Source organism: Pseudomonas sp. KH_021 (assembly GCF_057838865.1).
The window spans coordinates 558747-577252 of record NZ_CM174477.1; the positions used below are offsets into that span (position 1 = coordinate 558747).

Genomic DNA, 18506 nt, shown 5'->3' on the forward strand with positions numbered 1-18506 from the left:
TCAATTCAAAGGGCCAGGCCGGTGATTCCGGCCTTGGCGATTTGCGCATCCTGATCGGGTTTCACGCCCGAAACGCCAACGGCAGCGACGACCTGGCCATTGACCAGCACCGGTACACCGCCTTCCAGGCAGGTCAGCAGCGGTGCAGACAAGAAGGCGGTACGCCCCCCGTTGACCATTTCTTCATAGCCCTTGGATTCACGTCGTCCGAGTGCGGCAGTGCGGGCTTTTTCCAGGGCGATGTAGGCACTGATCGGCGCACAGCCGTCCAGTCGCTCCAGGGCCAAGGGATGGCCGCCGTCATCGACCACGGCAATGCTGACGGCCCAGTGATTGCGCTCGGCCTCGGCGCGGGCGGTGGCCAAGATGGCGGCAACGTCGAGATGACTGAGAACGGCTTTGGTGTGCATGGCAACTCCAGGGTTATGAGGTTTCAAAGAGGGTCAGCCATGGCTTCATCCACCAACTCGATCCAGTGGCGTACCGGGGTGCGACCGGCGCCGTCGAGATGGCTCTGGCAGCCAATGTTGGCGGTGGCGATAACGTGCGGCTTGCCGCTTTCCAGGGCGTTGAGCTTGTTGTCGCGCAGCTGGCGGGACAGCGCCGGCTGGGTGATCGAATAGGTGCCAGCCGAGCCGCAGCACAGGTGCGAGTCGGGTACGACGGTGAGATGAAAGCCCAATCGGGTCAGTACGTCCTCCACGGCGCCCCCGAGCTTCTGGGCATGCTGCAAGGTGCAGGGGCAATGGAAGGCCAGGCGCAGTTCACTGCGAACGCCCAGCGTTTCCAGGGGGGCGTCGCGCAGCACTTCGACCAGGTCCTTGGCCAGTGCGCTGACCCGTTTGGCCTTCAAGGCATAGTTGGGGTCGCCTTCGAGCAGGTGGCCGTAATCCTTGATGAACGCGCCGCAACCGCTGGCGGTTTGCACGATGGCCTGCGCGCCGGCTTCGATAGACGGCCACCAGGCATCGATATTGCGGCGGGCGCGATCAAGGGCGGTGTGTTGGGCATTCAAGTGATAGTCCACAGCCCCGCAGCACCCGGCTTCGCGAGCAGGCTCGACGCTGATGCCCAAGCGATCGAGGACGCGCGCCGCGGCGGCGTTGGTGTTGGGCGACAGGCCCGGTTGTACGCAACCTTCAAGCATCAGCACACGTCGTTGATGCTGTGTCTGGGGGCGCGGGCGAGCCTTACGGATCTGTCGTGGCAGCTTGGCACGCAGGGCGTCGGGTAGCAGAGGCCGGAGTAATTCACCACTGTTGACCAATGCCTTGAACAGTCCCGCATGGGGCACGACTGCCCGTAGTCCAGCGCGCAGGCTGCGCTCGCCCCATGAGCGAGGTACGCGCTGTTCGATCACTTCGCGGCCGATATCCAGCAAGTTGTGGTACTGGACCCCAGACGGACAAGTGGTTTCACAGTTGCGGCATGTCAGGCAGCGGTCCAGATGCTTCAGGGTATGAGCGCTGGGTTGTGCGCCTTCGAGCACTTGCTTGATCAGGTAGATACGCCCGCGAGGGCCATCAAGCTCATCGCCGAGCAGTTGGTAAGTCGGGCAGGTGGCATTGCAAAAGCCGCAATGCACGCAAGAGCGCAGGATGCGTTCGGCTTCTTCGCCACGGGGCAGGGCGCGGGCCTGGTCACTCAGATGTGTTTGCATGGCGTGGCCCTCAGAGGTGTGCGTACAGGCGCCCGGGGTTGAAGATCCCGTGCGGGTCCAGTTGGGCCTTGAGCTGTTGGTGGTAACGCAGCAGCGGGGCACTCAATGGCGCGAAGGGGTCATCGCAGGGCGTCATGCAACTGGCGTGTCCACCCACGCTGGCTGCGCGTTCGCGGATCAGCGCAGGTTCGGCACTGGAGACCAGCCAGCGTTGAGCGCCGCCCCAGTCGATCAACTGCTGCCCTGGCAGTTCCAGCAGGGGCGTGTTGTGCGGTAGCGACAGGCGCCACAGCGGGTCTGATGCTTTGAAAAAGGACAGGCGTTGTTCTCGTAGGTCTTGCCAAAATCCGGCACCGAGGGCTTCGCCGCCTATTCGGTCACGGGCTGCGCTCACCGAGCCTTCGCCACCCTCAAGGCGTAGGTACAGACGCTCGCCGTCATGGCAGGCGGCGCTGATGGGTACGGGTTGCTGACCCCATTCGGCGAGCTTGGCCAGTGCCAATTCACGACTCATCTGCAGGCACAGGCCGGTGCTGGCGCGGGGGCGTGGGAGCACCTTGAGCGAGACTTCGGTCAAGACGCCCAGGCAGCCCAAGCTGCCGGCGAGCAGGCGCGACACATCGTAACCGGCGACGTTTTTCATCACTTCACCGCCAAAACGCAGATGCTTGCCGTGGCCGGTGATGACCCGCGTGCCCAGCACAAAATCGCGCACCGAGCCCGACCAGGGGCGTCGCGGGCCTGACAGCCCCGCGGCGACCATACCGCCCACGGTCGCCCCCGGCCCTCTGTGTGGGGGTTCGCAGGCGAGGAACTGGTCATTCTCAACCAAGGCTTGTTCCAGCTCGGCCAATGGCGTACCAGCCCGAGCGGTCACCACCAGTTCAGTTGGATCGTAGCTGACGATGCCTCGGTGGTTGCGAGTGTCGAGCACTTGCCCTTCAATCTGGCGCCCTAGCCAGGCCTTGCTGTTACTGCCCTGGATGCGCAACGGCGTGTGCCGTTCGATGGCCTCGCAGACCTGGTCCAGCAGTTCGGCGCTGCTGTCGCGATCGGTCGATTTCATCAGAAGCGCTCCAGTTCGGGGAAGGGCAATTTGCCCATGTGCACATGCATGGCACCGAACTCGGCGCAGCGGTGCAGGGTGGGGATGTTTTTGCCGGGATTGAGTAGGCCAGCGGGGTCGAAAGCAGCCTTTACGGCATGGAACAACGTCAATTCATCAGGGCTGAATTGCGCGCACATCTGATTGATCTTTTCGCGGCCCACGCCATGCTCGCCGGTGATGCTGCCGCCCACCGCCACGCACAGTTCGAGGATCTTGCCGCCCAGTGCTTCCGCTCGTTCCAGCTCACCGGGCTGATTGGCATCGAACAGGATCAAGGGGTGCATGTTGCCGTCACCGGCATGGAACACGTTGGCCACACGCAGGCCGTACTCGGCCGACAATTCACTGATACCGCGCAGTACCCCCGGCAGTTCGCGCCGGGGAATGGTGCCGTCCATGCAGTAATAGTCGGGAGACAAGCGGCCAACGGCCGGGAAGGCATTCTTGCGTCCGGCCCAGAAACGCACCCGTTCGGCTTCGTCTCGGGCCAGGCGTACTTCGGTGGCGCCGGCTTTTTCGAGCACCGCGCGCACGCATTCGCAGTCGTCCTGGACATCGGCCTCAACGCCGTCCAGCTCGCACAGCAGGATCGCTTCGGCGTCGACCGGATAGCCTGCGTGAATAAAGTCCTCGGCGGCGCGGATGGCCAGGTTGTCCATCATCTCAAGGCCCCCTGGGATGATGCCGGCGGCAATGATCTCACCGACTGCGCGGCCGGCCTTTTCCACCGAATCAAAACTGGCCAGCAGTACCTTGGCCACCTGCGGCTTGGGCAGCAGCTTGACGGTCACTTCGGTGACGATCCCCAGCATGCCCTCGGAGCCTGTAAACAGCGCCAGCAGATCGAAGCCTGGGCTGTCGAGCGCGTCGCTGCCCAGGGACATGGCTTCGCCTTCGACCGTCAAGATGTCGACCTTGAGCAGGTTATGCACCGTCAGCCCGTACTTCAGGCAATGCACACCTCCGGCATTCTCAGCCACGTTGCCGCCGATGGAGCAGGCGATTTGCGAGGAAGGGTCAGGGGCGTAATAGAGGTTGAAGGGCGCGGCAGCCTGGGAGATCGCCAGGTTACGCACGCCGGGCTGGACCCTGGCAAAACGACCGGCGGGGTTCACCTCAAGGATTCGGTTGAAGCGCGCCATGACCAGCAAAATGCCTTGTTCCAATGGTAAGGCGCCACCCGACAAGCCCGTGCCGGCGCCTCGGGCAACCACGGGAATGCGCTGTGCATGGCAAAGCTTGAGCAGGGTCTGGACCTGTTCTATGCGCTCGGGCAATACCACCAGCAGGGGCGTGGTGCGGTAGGCGGAGAGGCCGTCGCACTCGTAAGGCTTGAGGTCTTCCTCAAGGTGCAGAATGTCCAGGTCCGGCAGAGCCTGACGCAACTGGGCCAGTACCGCCGTTTTGTCGACCTGTGGCAGCGCCCCGTCGACGCGCTCGTCATACAGAATGTTCATGGCAGGCTCGATGCTTTTATTGTTCAGTGATCATCCGCCCGAAATTTGTGCCGCGTCCAACGTTCTACTCACTGGTCCTACCAGTTTTTGCGAAGGTCATGACATTGGCTATTCCATCAAGCCCAGAGCAAACCTATGCTGGGGAGGATCTAGCACTGAAGGCGATCAGCTCATCCATAGCTGGTCCTACCAGTTGAAAGGAGATGCGAATGGCTCTGGAAGTGGGTAAGGAACGGCGGCAGTTGGCCGATGTGGTGGCCGAACGCATCGAGCAATTGATCGTCGATGGCGTGCTCAAGGTCGGCCAGGCGCTGCCCTCGGAGCGGCGCTTGTGCGACAAACTGGGGATATCCCGATCAGCGCTGCGTGAGGGGCTGCGGATACTGCGTGGGCGCGGCATCATCGACACCAGCCAGGGCCGTGGCTCGTTCGTGGCGCAGCTCTCGGGGCGCCCGGACGCCAGCCCGCTGATGCACCTGTTCAGTTCGCAGCCACGTACCTTGTATGACTTGCTTGAAGTGCGCGCGCTGCTCGAAGGCGAGTCCGCGCGCCTGGCGGCCCTGCGCGGCACCCAGGCGGACTTTGTGATGATCAGCCGGCGCTATGAAGAAATGCTCGCCGCCCATGAGTCGCCCAAAGGGCTGGACTCCCAGGAGCATGCCCGGCTGGATCATGCCTTCCACCTGGCAATTTGCGAGGCTTCACACAATCCGGTGCTGGTGCATACCTTGCAATCGCTGACCGACCTGATGCTCAGCACCGTGTTCGCCTCGGTCAATAACCTCTATCACCGGCCCCTGAGCATGAAGCAGTTGGATCGCCAGCATTCCAAGCTGTATCACGCGGTCATCGAGCGTTTGCCCGAACAGGCCGAGCGGGCAGCGCGCAGTCATATCCATGGCATCCGCGACAGCCTCAAGGATATCGAGCAGGAAGAGCAGCGGCTGGTCCGCGCGACATTGCGGTTGGAGGGGTGGAGTTGATGTGGCAGATAGACCCGGTTTCGCTTCGTCACTTCATCGCCGTATGCGAAGAAGGCACCATCACTCGCGCCAGTGAGCGGGAGTTCATTGCGCCGTCGGCCATCAGCAAACGGATTGCCGATATCGAGTCGGCCATCGGTACGCCCTTGCTGATTCGCAGCAAGCGCGGCGTTGAGCCGACTCCGGCAGGCCAGGCTTTGCTCCGTCATGCCAGGTTGTTGATGCGCGACATAGAGCGGCTGCAGGGCGAACTGAGTGAGTACGCCGAAGGGGCACGGGGGCATGTGCGGATCCTGGCCAATATCTCGTCGATCATGGAGTTTTTGCCGGAGGATTTGTCTGATTTCCTGTTGGCCAATGAACACATCCAGGTCGATATCGAAGAGCGCTTCAGCCCTGATGTCGTGCGTGGTGTGGCTGAAGGCAATGCGGACCTGGGGATCTGCCGGCAGTCGATGGCCGTGGGCGAGCTGGAGTTCATTCCTTACCGTACTGACCAGTTGGCCGTGGTGGTGAACCACAAGCATCCCTTGGCCGAGCTTGAGTGCATCAGCTTCGCCGAGACGCTGGATTACGAGCATCTGGGGCTTTCGGCCTACGCCACGCTGAATGGATTCATGCAGCGAGCCGCGCGCGAGCAAGGCCGCGAATTGCGTTTTCGCAGCTACGTGTCGTCGTTCGATGCGGCCAACCGACTGGTCCAGGCCGGGCTTGGCTTGGTGATCTTTCCTCAGGAAGCCGTCAGCCGCTACACCGAATTATTCGGGCTTAAAGTCATTCCGTTGCTCGATGATTGGGCCAAAGGGCAGTTTGTCATTTGTGTGCGTGACATCGATTCGCTGTCTTTGTCGGCCAGGCGCCTGCTCAATCATTTGTTGGCGCGTGTACCCGTGCCAGCCTGCGTCAGTTGAACTTGTGCATCCATCTCCGTTGACGATGGATGCAGCCGTGAATAACGTCTTTTCGCTTCACAGGCGGCTCTCTAGGCTAAGCCCACGCATCACAGCCTGAGAGCCACTCATGACAACAATAATCATCAATGAAGTGGGCCTGCGTGACGGCTTGCAAAGCCTGCACAGCATCATGCCCACCGCCGACAAGCAACGCTGGATCGATGCGGCCTACGCGGCCGGCGTGCGACATATGGAAGTTGCTTCTTTCGTCCCCGCCAAACTGCTGCCGCAGATGGCCGATGCCGCAGCCGTCGTAGCCCACGCCCTGACCTTCCCTGACCTGGTTGTCACAGTGTTGGCGCCTAACCTGCGCGGTGTTGAAAACGCCTTGGTTGCTGGCGCTCACAGGATCGTTGCACCCATCTCGGTCAGCTCCGCCCACAGCCTGGCGAACGTGCGTCGCACGCCGATCCAGATGGTCGAGGAATTCGCCCGCATGTGTGAGCTGCGTAGTCAAAGCCGCGACAGCAACGTGAAAATGATTGCTGGCATGTCAGTGGCGTTTGGCTGCACACGTCAAGGGCATGTGCCACTGACGGACCTGTGCGCGCTGAGCCGCCAGGTGCTGGAAACCGGCTGCGATTTTATTTCTTTGGCCGACACCACCGGCTACGCCACCCCAGGCCAGGTCGCCCAGACCTTGCAGGCGGTGCGCGCCATTGCCGGGGAAAAGCTGCAGGCCGCGCACTTTCACGATACCCGAGGGCTGGCGCTGGCCAATAGCCTGGTGGCGGCCCAGCAAGGCATTCGCGAGCTCGATGCCTCGCTAGCAGGTTTGGGCGGCTGCCCATTTGCGCCGGGAGCCTCGGGCAACGCGGTCACTGAAGACCTGGTGTTCATGCTCCAGGGCTCGGGTTACCAGACCGGTATTGACCTTGAAAAGCTGATCGCCGTGCGCGAAGTGCTCAAGCAATCGCTGCCCGATGACCCGCTGTACGGCTACATCGCCCGTGCTGGCCTGCCGCTCAATTACTCTTCTGCCCGCTGAATCAACCGGAGTCACAGCATGTCGAAACTGCCTCTGGACGGCATTCGCGTCGTCGAAATATCCCATATGGTCATGGGCCCTACTTGCGGCATGATCCTCGGCGACCTGGGTGCCGAGGTCATCAAGGTCGAGCCCGTTCGCGGTGATGGCACCCGCCGTCTGCTCGGTGCCGGCGCAGGCTTCTTTCGCACGTTCAACCGCAACAAACAAAGCATCGCCGTCGACCTGGACGACCCTCAAGGCCGCGCGGCCGTACTGGAGTTGATCGACAGTAGCGATGTCTTTATCGAGAACTTCAAGCCTGGGCGCATGAAGGCGCTGGGCCTGGACTACGACAGCCTGCGCCAGCGTAATCCCAAGCTTGTGTATGCCTCCCACAAGGGTTTTTTGAGTGGCCCCTACGACAAGCGCCTGGCGCTGGATGAGGTGGTGCAGATGATGGCCGGCCTTGCCTATATGACCGGGCCGGTGGGGCGGCCGTTGCGTGCCGGCAGCTCGGTCAACGACATCATGGGTGGAATGTTCGGTGCCATTGGTGTGCTGGCGGCGCTCAACGAGCGCAATCACACAGGCGTTGGCAAGGAAGTGCAAAGCGCGTTGTACGAGAACTGCGTGCTGCTGGCCGCCCAGCATATGCAGCAGTACGTGGTGACCGGCGAAGCCGCTGCCCCCATGCCCAATCGCATCAGTGCCTGGGCGATCTACGACGTGTTCGAGTTCGCAGGTAAAGAGCAGATGTTTGTGGCTGCGACCGGCGAAGGGCAGTGGAGCACCTTGTGCCGGCTGCTTGATCAGCCGGGCCTGATGGCGGACCCGACGCTTGCAACCAATAACGACCGAGTCCTGCAGCGTCCGCGCTTGTTGGCACACCTGGCCGAAGTGTTCGCCAACATGGACGCCCAGGCGTTGGCGGTGCAGCTGGAGGCCAACGGCATTCCATTCGCACCGATTCGTCGACCCGAAGAACTGTTCGAAGACCCTCATCTGCAGCAGAGCGGCGGGCTGGCCCAGCTGGAGCTTGAAGACGGCTCTTACACCGATATGCCGCTGCTGCCGCTGTCGCTGGACGGCGACCGCCTGCAACCGCGCCGTTCGATCCCGCGCATTGGCGAGCACACCCGTCAAGTCATGCAAGGGCTGGGATACAGCGAGGCACAGATCGAAGAACTGCGCGCGGCTGGCGTGTTCCGAACCGACGATTGACGAGAGAATTCCCATGGCGATTTACCAGATTGACGACAGCGCTCCCGACATTCATGCCAGTGCCTTTGTCGCCAGCGACGCCACCGTGATTGGCAACGTGGTGCTGCGCGAGAACACCAGCGTCTGGCCCCAGGCGGTATTGCGCGGTGATAACGAAGTGATCGACATCGGCTCGGGCAGCAATGTGCAGGAAGGCGCGGTGTTGCACACCGACCCCGGCTACCCGCTGCACATCGGCGCCCACGTGACCATTGGCCACCAGGCCATGTTGCACGGTTGCAGCATCGGCGAGGGGGCTTTGATTGGCATTCAGGCGGTCATCCTCAACGGTGCGGTGATCGGTAAGAACTGCTTGGTGGGCGCCGGTGCCGTGGTGACGGAAGGCAAGGTCTTCCCGGACAACTCGCTGATCGTCGGCGCGCCGGCCAAAGTGCTGCGCGAATTGGATGAAGCGGCCATCAGCCGGATGCACGTCAACGCCACCGAATACGTCGAGCGGGCACAGCGCTACAAACACCGGCTGGTCAGGTTGGATTGAGCGCCACCCGAAACCGCTGATACAACCGAAGGCGCCCAGGCGCCAACCGTCTCCAACAATGACAAGAACTGGAGAAACACCATGGTGGCTATCACCGAACGCCTTGCCGATGCCGAGCAGGAAGATGCGAAGCTCAAGGAACTGCTGCTGTACCGACGGGTAGCCTGGCGCATCGTGCCGTTGGCGGTTATCTGCTTTCTGTTCTCCTATTTCGACCGTATCAATATCAGCTTTGCCAAGGCGCAAATGCAGTCTGATCTGGGCCTGAGCGATGCCGCCTACGGGCTGGCGGCCAGCATGTTCTTTGTCGGTTATGTACTGTTTGAGGTCCCGAGCGCCATTGGTTTGAAGAAGTACGGCGCACCGAACTGGATCTGCCGAATCATGATTTCCTGGGGGTTGGCGACAGCGGCGCTGATGTTTGCCTACAACCAGTACACCCTGTACTTCCTACGCTTTCTGGTGGGGGTGATGGAGGCCGGGTTTGGTCCGGCAATCCTGTTTTACCTCGCCTGCTGGTTTCCCAAAAAGTACCTGGCGCGTATCAATGGCCTGTGGTTTCTCGCTGTACCCTTGGCCGGTGCTATCGGCTCGCCGGCGGCCGGGTTGGTGCTGGCGAAAATGAATGGCGTGCTGGGCCTGGCCGGCTGGCATTGGCTGTTTCTGCTGTCGGGCCTGCCTTGTGTGGTGCTGGGGCTGCTGGTGTTGTGGAAGCTGGACCGTGATATCCAGTCGGCCAAGTGGTTGTCCAGCGATGAAAAGGCGCTGCTGGAAGCGAACCTTGCGCATGACCGCAAGAAGGTCCCACCTGCACATACTTCGTTGTGGCGCGTGCTATTCACTCGCGAAGTGGCGCTGTTCGCCTTTATTTACTTCTGCGTCAAGCTTGCGGCCTACGGCCTGAATTTCTGGATGCCGCACCTGATCGAGCAGGCCGGGGTCAAGGACCTGACTTATGTGGGGTTCCTGAGTTCGTTGCCGTACGTGATTGCCTGTATCGGCATGATCATCCTCACGCGCCGCTCGGATCGGTCCGGCAACCGCAAGTCGTATCTACTGTTGTGCATGCTGACCGCAGCGGCGGGTTACCTGCTGGCTTGCCTGTTTTCACAGAGCCCGGTCTTCATGATGCTGGCATTGATTCTCGCGACGGCGGGCTCATTCATCGCCATTCCGATCTTCTGGACCATCCCGCAATCGACCTTCTCGGGGATCGCGATTGCCAGCGGCACGGCGGCCATCAACTCGCTTGGCCAGCTCAGCGGCATGGTGGCGCCAGTGATGGTGGGGTATATCAATGATCTGACGGGTATTTCCTACATGGGCATGCTGTCGATCGTGCCATTACTGTTGCTGTGCTCGTGGGTGATTGCCAAGTACGTGCGTAATCCCAAGGCTGCTTGATTGCATAGGGTTTAATTCGCAGGCAAGCCTGCTCCCACACCCACAATGCCTTAATGGGTGCATCTTGTGGGAGCTGGCTTGCCAGCGAAGCTTTTAGCCCCGCCTGTTTACCCCCCGTTGGACTTCGCCCGCCGGAAGCCGCAAAATGACTTTTTTGTCTTTCAACCTGACGGGACCTGCGACGCTATGCGAATGCGCCTTATGCTGTTGGGCGGAGGAAATGCCCTTGGGCAAGCGCTGATTCGCCTTGGGGCGGAGGAAGATATCGGTTTTCTTGCCCCGCGCCCTCCAGAAAACGGTTGGGATGCTGCCAGCCTCACTCAATTGCTGGATGACACCCGACCTGATGCACTGGTCAACCTGGCTTACTATTTTGACTGGTTCCAGGCAGTCAGTGTGCCACCCGCCCGCCTGGCGGTTCAGGAACGTTCGGTCGAGCGTCTGGCCGAACTTTGTCAGCATCACAACATCATCCTGCTACAACCTTCCAGCTACCGAGTCTTTGATGGCTCGCGTGCCACTGCCTACAGCGAAAAAGATGAGCCCGTGCCCCTCGGGCTGCGCGGCCAGGCGCTGTGGCGGATCGAACAAAGCGTGCGGGCGGCATGCCCCCAGCATATATTGCTGCGTTTTGGCTGGCTGCTCGACGACAGCCCCGAAGGCGTACTTGGGCGTTTCCTGGCCAAAGCCGAGAGAGCTGAAGAGTTGCTGATGGCTGACGATCGGCGCGGTAACCCGACCCCGGTCGACGATGCGGCCCGGGTCATCATTTCGGTCCTCAAACAACTCGATTGCTCGGCACCGCTGTGGGGGACCTACCACTACGCTGGCAATGAAGCGACCACACCGCTGGCGCTGGGGCAGGCTATCCTTGGAGAGGCGGCCAACCTGCACACGCTGGCTGTCGGGGCTCCTACCGCCCAGGCCCATGCGGCCCGCCCTGATGCTGGCGAAGAGCCTCAGCATGCCGTACTGGCCTGCAAGAAAATTCTACACACGTTCGGCATCAAGCCACGCGCCTGGCGCGCCGGCCTGCCGACCTTACTGGATCGGTTCTATCGGCATGGCTGACTCTCCTGTTCTGATTACCGGTGGTGCCGGGTTCATTGGTTCACACCTGGCCGACGCCTTGCTTGCCAAGGGTTATGCCGTGCGTGTGTTCGATGACCTGTCCACCGGCAAACGCAGCAATCTGCCGTTGGATAACCCCAAACTCGAGCTGATCGAAGGCGATGTGGCCGATGCTGCACTGATCGCTCGCGTTGCCAATGGTTGCCAGGCGGTGGTCCACCTGGCGGCTGTTGCTTCGGTGCAGGCGTCAGTGGATGACCCGGTCAAGACGCACCAGAGCAATTTCATCGGCACCTTGAACATTTGCGAGGCGATGCGTCTGGCAGGCATCAAGCGTGTGGTGTTTGCCTCCAGCGCGGCGGTATACGGCAACAACGGCGAGGGCCAGTCGATCGACGAGGACATCGCCAAGGCGCCATTGACGCCCTATGCCGTCGACAAGCTGGCAAGCGAGCAATACCTGGACTTCTACCGTCGTCAGCATGGGTTGGAGCCGGTCGTCTTTCGCTTTTTCAACATCTTCGGCCCGCGCCAGGACCCGTCTTCGCCGTACTCTGGCGTCATCAGCATCTTCAGCGAGCGCGCGCAGCAAGGCCTGCCGATCACCGTGTTCGGTGACGGCGAACAGACTCGTGATTTTGTCTATGTAGGCGATCTAGTGCAGTTGCTGGTGCAGGCGCTGGAACAGCCCGCCATCGAGGAAGGGGCGGTGAACGTTGGCCTGAACCAGGCGACTTCGCTCAATCAGCTGCTGGCCGCATTGGGGCAAGTACTGGGAAATTTGCCTGCGGTTACCCACGGGGCACCGCGCTCGGGTGATATTCGCCATTCGCGGGCCAACAATGACCGACTGCTGGCGAGGTTTGACTTCCCTGAACCGACGCCGATTGTGGAAGGCCTGGCACGGCTGCTGGGTCGCTGAGGGCCGGCTGTGGGGCGACGCGCCCCCAGCACGACAGCGCGATTATTGCGCCAATTCATAGGCGTAGATTTTCTCGGCTTCCATCTGGTAGCCCGCGTCGGCCAACTCGCTGCTCGATGCCTTGACCTGCATGGGGCCCTCGATCCAGTAGGGTTGGTACAGCTCTTCGACCTTGATGCCGATTTCGCTGAACACATGCACGATCTGATTGGACGGCGGCGGTGGTACATGGATGCACGCTCCGTAGTACGGCACCAGCAAAAACTCCGTGGTGCGACCTTCTTCGCTGACTTCCAGCGGCACGATATAGCCTGGCAGCTTGATCTGTTGGTCATTCAGGGCCATGACCACAGGTGCCGCCGGGGACTGTTGGCGTGCGGCCGGTGCGGCCTCGGCCGCCAAGGCATCGCTCAACTGTGACAGGTCATGAATCGGCGCCAGTTGGGGCTTGATCGCCGGCGCATCGGGCGGAATCATTTGCTCCCATTTGAGCTCTCGCGGCTCGGTCGCCAACGCCTGCGCGGTGACCAGAAACAGCATTGCCAGCCACACACCTTTCATTCCCGAACCCTTCATAAGTGAATCGACAGGCCGTCGGCCAACGACTGGCGATAGGCACGCCATGCAGGCACGCTGCCCATCAATACGGCGGCCGCCAGAATAATGCCCAGCAAGGTCCATTCATAGGTGCTTGGCAGATCCAATGGCAGGTACAGGCCGTAGTTCGATTGCACGTAGCCTTGCGCCAGGGCGATGCCGAAGTAGAGCAGAACCAGCCCTGCTGCGATACCGGCCAAGGCCAGGGAGAAGGCTTCCAAAATCAGCAGGCTTGCGATATGCCAGGGGCGGGCGCCGACCGAACGCAGGATGGCCATCTCGCGGCGGCGCTCATTGAGGCTGGTCAGGATCGCCGTCAGCATGCCGATCAAGCCGGTCAGCACCACGAAAAGCGACACCACGAACAGGGCTTTCTCGGCGGTCCCCATCAGGCTCCAAAGCTCCTGCAACGCCACGCCCGGCAAGATTGCCAGCAGCGGTTCGCCACGGAACTCGTTGATATCCCGTTGCACGGCAAAGGTTGAAATCTTGCTGTTCAGGCCCAGCATGAACGCGGTGATGGCCTGGGGGGTGAGGTCCATGTCGCGAGCCTGGCCTGCGCTGACCCGGCCAGCACCACGCGCCGGAACGCCGTTGTGCCAATCGATGTGCATCGCTTCCATGCCGCCGAGGCTGATGTGCAGGGTATGGTCAATGGGCGTACCGGTGCGCTTGAGCACGCCAACGACGGTAAAGGGCTTGTCGTCATGCTTGACCAGGCTGATGGCGGCCACGCCATGGGCCAGTACCAACTTTTCGCCCAGCGTGTAATGCAGCGCTTCGGCCACTTCGGCGCCCAGCACCACTTCAAACGGATCGCTCTGGAAGGCACGGCCCTGAGCCAGTTCCAGGTGCTGTCGACGACCATACTGGTAGTGCTCGAAGTAGCTGGCGTTAGTGCCCATGACGCGGTAGCCGCGGTGTGAGTCGCCCAGGGAAATCGGGATGGCCCATTTCACCTTCGGGTTAGCGGCGAACTGCTCGAAGCTGTCCCAGCGAATATTGTTGGTGGCATTGCCGATGCGAAACACCGAGTACAGCAACAGGTTCACGGAGCCGGAGCGGGCGCCCACGATCAGGTCAGTGCCGCTGATGGTGCTGGCAAAGCTGGCCCGGGCTTCGGTGCGCACCCGTTCGACGGCCAGTAGCAAGCACACTGACAAGGCAATCGCAAAGGCGGTCAGAAAGGCAGTAAAGCGGCGGTTGGCGAGGCTGGCCAAGGCAAGGCGAAACAGGTACATCAGGCCTCCACATCGCTGGCTGGGCGGGTGGCCCGATTAAGGTCGGACAACGACAGGTTCCGATCGAACAGCGGCGCCAGGCTCTGGTCATGGCTGACGAACAACAGGCTGGCGCCGGCTTCGCGGCATTCGGCGAACAGCAGGCGAATAAAGGCTTCGCGGGCATCGGCGTCGAGGGCCGAGGTGGGCTCATCGGCGATCACCAGTTCTGGCTGCCCGATCAGCGCACGGGCTGCGGCGACGCGTTGTTGTTGGCCGATCGACAGGGTGTCGGCGCGACGTGCGAGCAGGACGGGGTCCTTGAGGCCCAAGTGGGCAAGCAGAGTCGCGGCGGCCTGGTCGATGCTGCCGTGGCGCTGTTCGGCGCGGCTCGCGCGCAGCTTGGAGAAGCGACAGGGCAACTCGACGTTTTCCCGAACCGAAAGAAACGGCAGCAGGTTGAACTGCTGGAAGATATAACCGGTGTGGTCGACCCGGAAACGGTCGCGTGCGGCTTGCGACAGCGCGCTCAGCTCCTGGCCGAGCAGGCGCACGCTGCCGCGGCCAGCCTTTTGCACGCCGCCCAGCAGCCCCAGTAGTGTGGTCTTGCCGCTGCCGCTGGGGCCCTTGAGGAACAAGGTTTGACCACGCTCCAGGCGAAACGCCGGGATATCCAGCAACGGTGATTGGCCAGGCCAGGCGAAGCCCAGATCAGTGAGCTCGATAAGTGCTGGGTTCATGTGCTCAGAAATTCAGGGCGGCGGCGGATGCAGTGGCCTCAACGCCTTTCTGGCCGTTCGGGCCGATCAACTGTACCTGGATTTTTTGGGTGGAGGGGAAGGCCTTGAACAGTTGCGTGAGGTCCAGCGTCTGCAGGGCGGCGGGTGTTGTGCAGGTGAATTGATAGTGTGCGTGGATCTCGCTGTGCTCATGCTCGGCCGCTGGTTTGTCACCGAACAGCGGGCTTTCCAGCTTCTGGCTGGCGATGCTGCATTGGGCGGCCTTGGGCAGGTTGAACAGAATGGCCGGTTGTTCCAGTTGCTTGCGGGCCGCTGCTGCCTTGGCCTGGTCGGCGGGGCTGCTGGCTGCGTGCTCGAAGCCCACCAGATTCATGGCCGGGCTTTCCAGTTCAAGCTCCAGGGTTTGCCCATCCAGCGTGGCGTTGATGCGTGCTACACCGTGCTCGTGAGCGCCCAGGCTGCCATGGTCATGGTCGTGATCGTCATCACGGGCGTGGGCAACGGCCAAAGGCAGCAAGGCAAACGGCAGGGCGAGCAGCAGGCGGCGCATGAGATGTCTCCGAGCGGGGAAAATAAATCGCAATGTTATAACAACTTTATTGAGTCATTGCCACTGCACTTGGCGAGCGGTGTTGCCCATGGGAGCATGCAGGCAGTCGATCGAGAGGAAGCAGAGCATGTTGCGAATTCGTGGAACCGTGGGCAGCTTGCCGGTGGACCTGACGCTGGAGTTGGATCAGGCGGATTGGGCGCAGCTTAGGGCGATTTTGGGGGGACAACACCTGGCGCCGGAACCGACGCCGGCCGCCGCACCGATGGCAAGCTCGGTCGGGCAGATCGATGCGTTGTGGGAGACGGCTCAGCAGATTTTGCGCGGGAGCGGGGCGATCAGTGGCCCTGAATTGCTGGAGCAGCTGGAAGGTTTGGCGGGGAGTACGGCAGCCGGTAAGCGGCTATTGGTGCGCTTGCGTCACAGCTCGCAGGTGAAGGTTGAGAGCGGCGTTGATGCGCCGATCTATCGCTGGATCGATTGATGGACACGGTTTGCCGGCGCGGTTTGTCTGAAATTGCGCGTTGGATTCATCGCGAGCAAGCTCTGCTCCTACAGGCCTTGGAGCACGGCTTGCCGGCGATGGGCATAGGTATCTACACATCTTTTGGTGTACTGCATTTCGTAGCAGTGGACGAGTAGAACGAGGCCACGTCCGGCTGCGCAGCAGTCGTAAAACCTGGCACTTCAGTATTCAGATACACCGCGAGTACAGGCTTTGCGAGGACTACGTCCCCGGACCTGGCCTCGCTGAACTCGTCTACTGCTACGAATGTAGCCGCTGACGAGGTACGAGGCTGCGATCGGCAGCGAAGCGGCCGTAAAACCTGAGACCGTAATCCATCAGGCACACCGAAGGGCCTGAATTTACGACGGCTTCGCCGCCGATCGCAGCCTCGTACCTCGGCAGCGGCTACAAGAGCCGCGCTGCCCCAGAATTGTGTAGATACCTATGCGGCGATGGGATCAACGCGGTGTTGGGAGCCGATCAATACAACGCTGCAAAAAGCTTGCGGCGATAAAGGGTTACTAAGGGGTGATCGTTGCCCAGCAGTTCGAACACTTGCAGCAAGGTTTTGTGCGGCAGGCCGTTTTCGTACCCGCGGTTGCGCACGAACAACTTTAGCAGCGCATCCAGCGCCGCTTCGTACTGCTGACGGGCCAGTTGCTGGATTGCCAGTTGATAGACCGCTTCATCGTCCTGCGGGTTTTGCGCCAGGCGCGACTTGAGGTCGGCGGCATCCGGCAGGCTGGCAGCTTGGCCGAGGAAGGTCAGTTGGGCCTTGGCGGCGGCCAGTGCGGCCTTGTGTTCGTCGCTCTTGACGGCATCCAGTACGGTCTGGGCCTCTGCCAATTCGCCGCGTTCGGCCAGGCAGCGCGCATACAGAATCAGGGCCGGGACGTGGGTGTTGTTTTCGCCCAGCAGAGCCTTGAGTACGGCTTCGGCATCGCCAAAACGGCCGTCATCGAACAACGCCTGGGCCTGCTCCATGGGGTCGGAAGCCGGCGGTGGTGGCATTTTTACGTGGGGTTCGAGTAAGGCGCGGATGGCAGACTCTGGTTGCGCGCCGGCAAATCCGTCCACCGGCTGGCCGTCCTTGAACAGCACCACGGTCGGCAAGCTGCGGATACCAAAGCGGCCGACGATGTCCTGTTCGATGTCGCAGTTGACCTTGCCCAGCAGCAATTCGCCTTGGTAGTCCTCGGCGATTTTCTCCAACAGTGGCATCAAGGCCTTGCAGGGTGCGCACCAGTCGGCCCAGAAATCCACCAGCACCGGCTTGTGGAACGAATTGGCGATCACTGCCTGGTCGAAGTTAGCGGTAGTGGCGTCGAAAATGTACGGCGTATCTTGACTCATCGCGGCTCTCGATAATGCGTGAATGCGTTCAACTATAAAGGCTCGCGCCATTGCCCGGAAGGGTGGGGCTCAGGCGCGTGCGGCATGGTAAAGGCTGACGCTGCGAAACTCCTCGGGCTCCATCAGGTCGGGCAGGGTCAGGGCCTGAAGATTGCCCAGGTGCTCGTAAAGCGGATGCTGGAAGTCACGTACACGGGAATCGGCCACCAGCGCCTGGCGGCCGCGACTGAGGAAGTGATCAAGCAGCGGCAGGTTGGCGCGGTCATACAGCACGTCGGCCACCAGGATCAGGTCGAAGCGATCGGCTTCAGCGAAAAAATCCACCGAGTACGTGAGCTCCACGTCGTTGAGTTGGGCGTTGGCCCGACAGGCCGCCAGTGCCAACGGATCAAGGTCGCAAGCAACCACTTCCAGCGCACCCGCCTTGGCCGCGGCAATGGCCGCGATGCCTGAGCCACTGCCAAAGTCCAATACGCGCTTACCGGCGACCCAGTGCGGGTGTTCGGCCAGAAACCGCGCCAGGGCCAGGCCGCTGGCCCAGCAAAAGCTCCAATAGGGAGGCTCCTCCAGAATGCGCCGGGTTTCTTCCGAGCTGAAGGCCCGGTCCATGTTCTGGGCGTCGATCAACCACAGCTTCAGTGGGCAATCTGGAAGTTCGCTGACCACCAATCGGGCATCGCCCAGCAAACCGCTCAAGGCGGATTGCAACTCAGACACGGGCATCAGGGGGCTATCTCGAAACGCAGCGGGCCCAGGGCCTGGGTGGTGGCTTGACTGATACGCACGGCCGGAAGGTGCAGGATCAACTGGCCGGATTGGCTGGCGCGCCCACGCAGCTCAACCCGAGCACCCGCCGGAAAGGCCTGGGGGCTGAAACGCAGCTGGAAAGGCAAGGGCTGGTTGGTGCCGTCGAGGGTACTGCTGGCCAATAGTTTTTGCGGGCGGCTGCGATCGTCGATGACCAGCAGCGCCAGCTCGACTTGGGCGCCGGCCGGCACGCCCAGCAGGGTTCCGCTCAGCTCCCGTTGATAGGCCGGTAGCGGGCCGTAGGCCGGAACCTTGGCGGTGGCCTGAACCACGGGTTTGCCCTGGTCCGATTTGGGTGCCTCACTGCTGCATGCAACAAGCAGGCTGGCGAACCCGAGCAAAACGAGTGCTCGAAATGACATTGATGTCTCCTGCGGGCAAATAATCCTGCGCCGATGGTACCCCCTTTGACTTGTCTTGCCAGTGGGATGCGCTACCATGGCC

Annotated in this window: 20 protein-coding genes; 9 read left to right on the plus strand and 11 right to left on the minus strand. The window is 61.6% G+C overall.

What is annotated here, in order from left to right; all coding sequences use genetic code 11:
- Positions 1-5 precede the first annotated feature (5 nt).
- From AC3IX4_RS02620 to glcD, 4 genes are read right to left on the minus strand one after another with little or no spacing between them, the layout of a single operon-like run.
- A complete protein-coding gene (locus tag AC3IX4_RS02620; protein WP_489259102.1) occupies positions 6-410 on the minus strand; it encodes a heme-binding protein in 405 nt (134 codons plus the stop codon).
- Positions 411-433: 23 nt separating this feature from the next.
- A complete protein-coding gene (gene glcF / locus AC3IX4_RS02625; protein WP_489259103.1) occupies positions 434-1660 on the minus strand; it encodes a glycolate oxidase subunit GlcF in 1227 nt (408 codons plus the stop codon).
- A gap of 10 nt (positions 1661-1670) precedes the next feature.
- Positions 1671-2726 (minus strand): glycolate oxidase subunit GlcE, encoded by a 1056-nt coding sequence (glcE, locus tag AC3IX4_RS02630; RefSeq protein ID WP_489259104.1) that lies wholly within the window; start codon positions 2724-2726, stop codon positions 1671-1673.
- Positions 2726-4225 carry a glycolate oxidase subunit GlcD gene (gene glcD, locus AC3IX4_RS02635; protein ID WP_489259105.1) on the minus strand — a complete coding sequence of 500 codons (1500 nt, stop codon included), beginning with the start codon at positions 4223-4225 and terminating at the stop codon, positions 2726-2728. The genes glcE and glcD overlap by 1 nt, the downstream gene beginning before the upstream one ends.
- 209 nt (positions 4226-4434) lie before the next feature.
- Here glcD and glcC point away from each other — a divergent pair, with 209 nt between their 5' ends.
- The 8 genes from glcC to AC3IX4_RS02675 all read left to right on the plus strand — a co-directional run bounded on the left by glcC (position 4435) and on the right by AC3IX4_RS02675 (position 12287).
- Positions 4435-5208, plus strand: a complete 774-nt coding sequence (gene glcC, locus AC3IX4_RS02640) for a transcriptional regulator GlcC (RefSeq protein WP_489259106.1) — start codon at positions 4435-4437, stop codon at positions 5206-5208.
- Complete coding sequence (locus AC3IX4_RS02645) at positions 5208-6119, plus strand: LysR family transcriptional regulator (RefSeq protein ID WP_489259107.1); 912 nt, start codon at positions 5208-5210, stop codon at positions 6117-6119. The genes glcC and AC3IX4_RS02645 overlap by 1 nt, the downstream gene beginning before the upstream one ends.
- Positions 6120-6228: 109 nt before the next feature.
- On the plus strand, positions 6229-7149 hold the full coding sequence (locus AC3IX4_RS02650; protein ID WP_489259108.1) for a hydroxymethylglutaryl-CoA lyase: 921 nt from the start codon (positions 6229-6231) through the stop codon (positions 7147-7149).
- An 18-nt stretch (positions 7150-7167) separates the two neighbouring features.
- Positions 7168-8352 (plus strand): CaiB/BaiF CoA transferase family protein, encoded by a 1185-nt coding sequence (locus AC3IX4_RS02655; RefSeq protein ID WP_489259109.1) that lies wholly within the window; start codon positions 7168-7170, stop codon positions 8350-8352.
- A gap of 13 nt (positions 8353-8365) precedes the next feature.
- Complete coding sequence (locus AC3IX4_RS02660) at positions 8366-8890, plus strand: gamma carbonic anhydrase family protein (RefSeq protein ID WP_489259110.1); 525 nt, start codon at positions 8366-8368, stop codon at positions 8888-8890.
- Between the two features lie 81 nt (positions 8891-8971).
- Positions 8972-10294 carry an MFS transporter gene (locus AC3IX4_RS02665; protein WP_489259111.1) on the plus strand — a complete coding sequence of 441 codons (1323 nt, stop codon included), beginning with the start codon at positions 8972-8974 and terminating at the stop codon, positions 10292-10294.
- Between the two features lie 186 nt (positions 10295-10480).
- On the plus strand, positions 10481-11365 hold the full coding sequence (locus AC3IX4_RS02670) for a sugar nucleotide-binding protein (RefSeq protein WP_489259112.1): 885 nt from the start codon (positions 10481-10483) through the stop codon (positions 11363-11365).
- Complete coding sequence (locus AC3IX4_RS02675; protein WP_489259113.1) at positions 11358-12287, plus strand: NAD-dependent epimerase/dehydratase family protein; 930 nt, start codon at positions 11358-11360, stop codon at positions 12285-12287. Before AC3IX4_RS02670 ends, AC3IX4_RS02675 begins: the two co-directional genes overlap by 8 nt.
- A 42-nt stretch (positions 12288-12329) precedes the next feature.
- On the opposite strand, the gene AC3IX4_RS02680 is transcribed toward AC3IX4_RS02675, so the two are convergent.
- Genes AC3IX4_RS02680 through AC3IX4_RS02695 form a run of 4 tightly spaced genes read right to left on the minus strand, consistent with a single transcriptional unit; the run spans position 12330 to position 15394 of the window.
- Positions 12330-12848, minus strand: a complete 519-nt coding sequence (locus AC3IX4_RS02680; RefSeq protein ID WP_489259114.1) for a DUF3299 domain-containing protein — start codon at positions 12846-12848, stop codon at positions 12330-12332.
- Between the two features lie 11 nt (positions 12849-12859).
- On the minus strand, positions 12860-14125 hold the full coding sequence (locus AC3IX4_RS02685; RefSeq protein WP_489259115.1) for an ABC transporter permease: 1266 nt from the start codon (positions 14123-14125) through the stop codon (positions 12860-12862).
- A complete protein-coding gene (locus AC3IX4_RS02690; protein ID WP_489259116.1) occupies positions 14125-14844 on the minus strand; it encodes an ABC transporter ATP-binding protein in 720 nt (239 codons plus the stop codon). Before AC3IX4_RS02690 ends, AC3IX4_RS02685 begins: the two co-directional genes overlap by 1 nt.
- A 4-nt stretch (positions 14845-14848) precedes the next feature.
- A complete protein-coding gene (locus AC3IX4_RS02695) occupies positions 14849-15394 on the minus strand; it encodes a DUF2796 domain-containing protein (protein WP_489259117.1) in 546 nt (181 codons plus the stop codon).
- 127 nt (positions 15395-15521) lie between these two features.
- Between AC3IX4_RS02695 and AC3IX4_RS02700 the strand changes: the two genes are divergently transcribed.
- Positions 15522-15878, plus strand: coding sequence for a hypothetical protein (locus tag AC3IX4_RS02700; protein WP_489259118.1), 357 nt, complete (start codon positions 15522-15524; stop codon positions 15876-15878).
- Positions 15879-16382: 504 nt separating this feature from the next.
- On the opposite strand, the gene trxA is transcribed toward AC3IX4_RS02700, so the two are convergent.
- From trxA to AC3IX4_RS02715, 3 genes are all read right to left on the minus strand, one after another.
- Positions 16383-17255, minus strand: coding sequence for a thioredoxin (gene trxA, locus AC3IX4_RS02705; protein ID WP_489259119.1), 873 nt, complete (start codon positions 17253-17255; stop codon positions 16383-16385).
- A 69-nt stretch (positions 17256-17324) separates the two neighbouring features.
- A complete protein-coding gene (locus AC3IX4_RS02710) occupies positions 17325-17978 on the minus strand; it encodes a class I SAM-dependent methyltransferase (RefSeq protein ID WP_489259120.1) in 654 nt (217 codons plus the stop codon).
- Positions 17978-18424, minus strand: coding sequence for a YbaY family lipoprotein (locus AC3IX4_RS02715; RefSeq protein ID WP_489259121.1), 447 nt, complete (start codon positions 18422-18424; stop codon positions 17978-17980). The genes AC3IX4_RS02710 and AC3IX4_RS02715 overlap by 1 nt, the downstream gene beginning before the upstream one ends.
- Between the last annotated feature and the right edge of the window lie 82 nt (positions 18425-18506).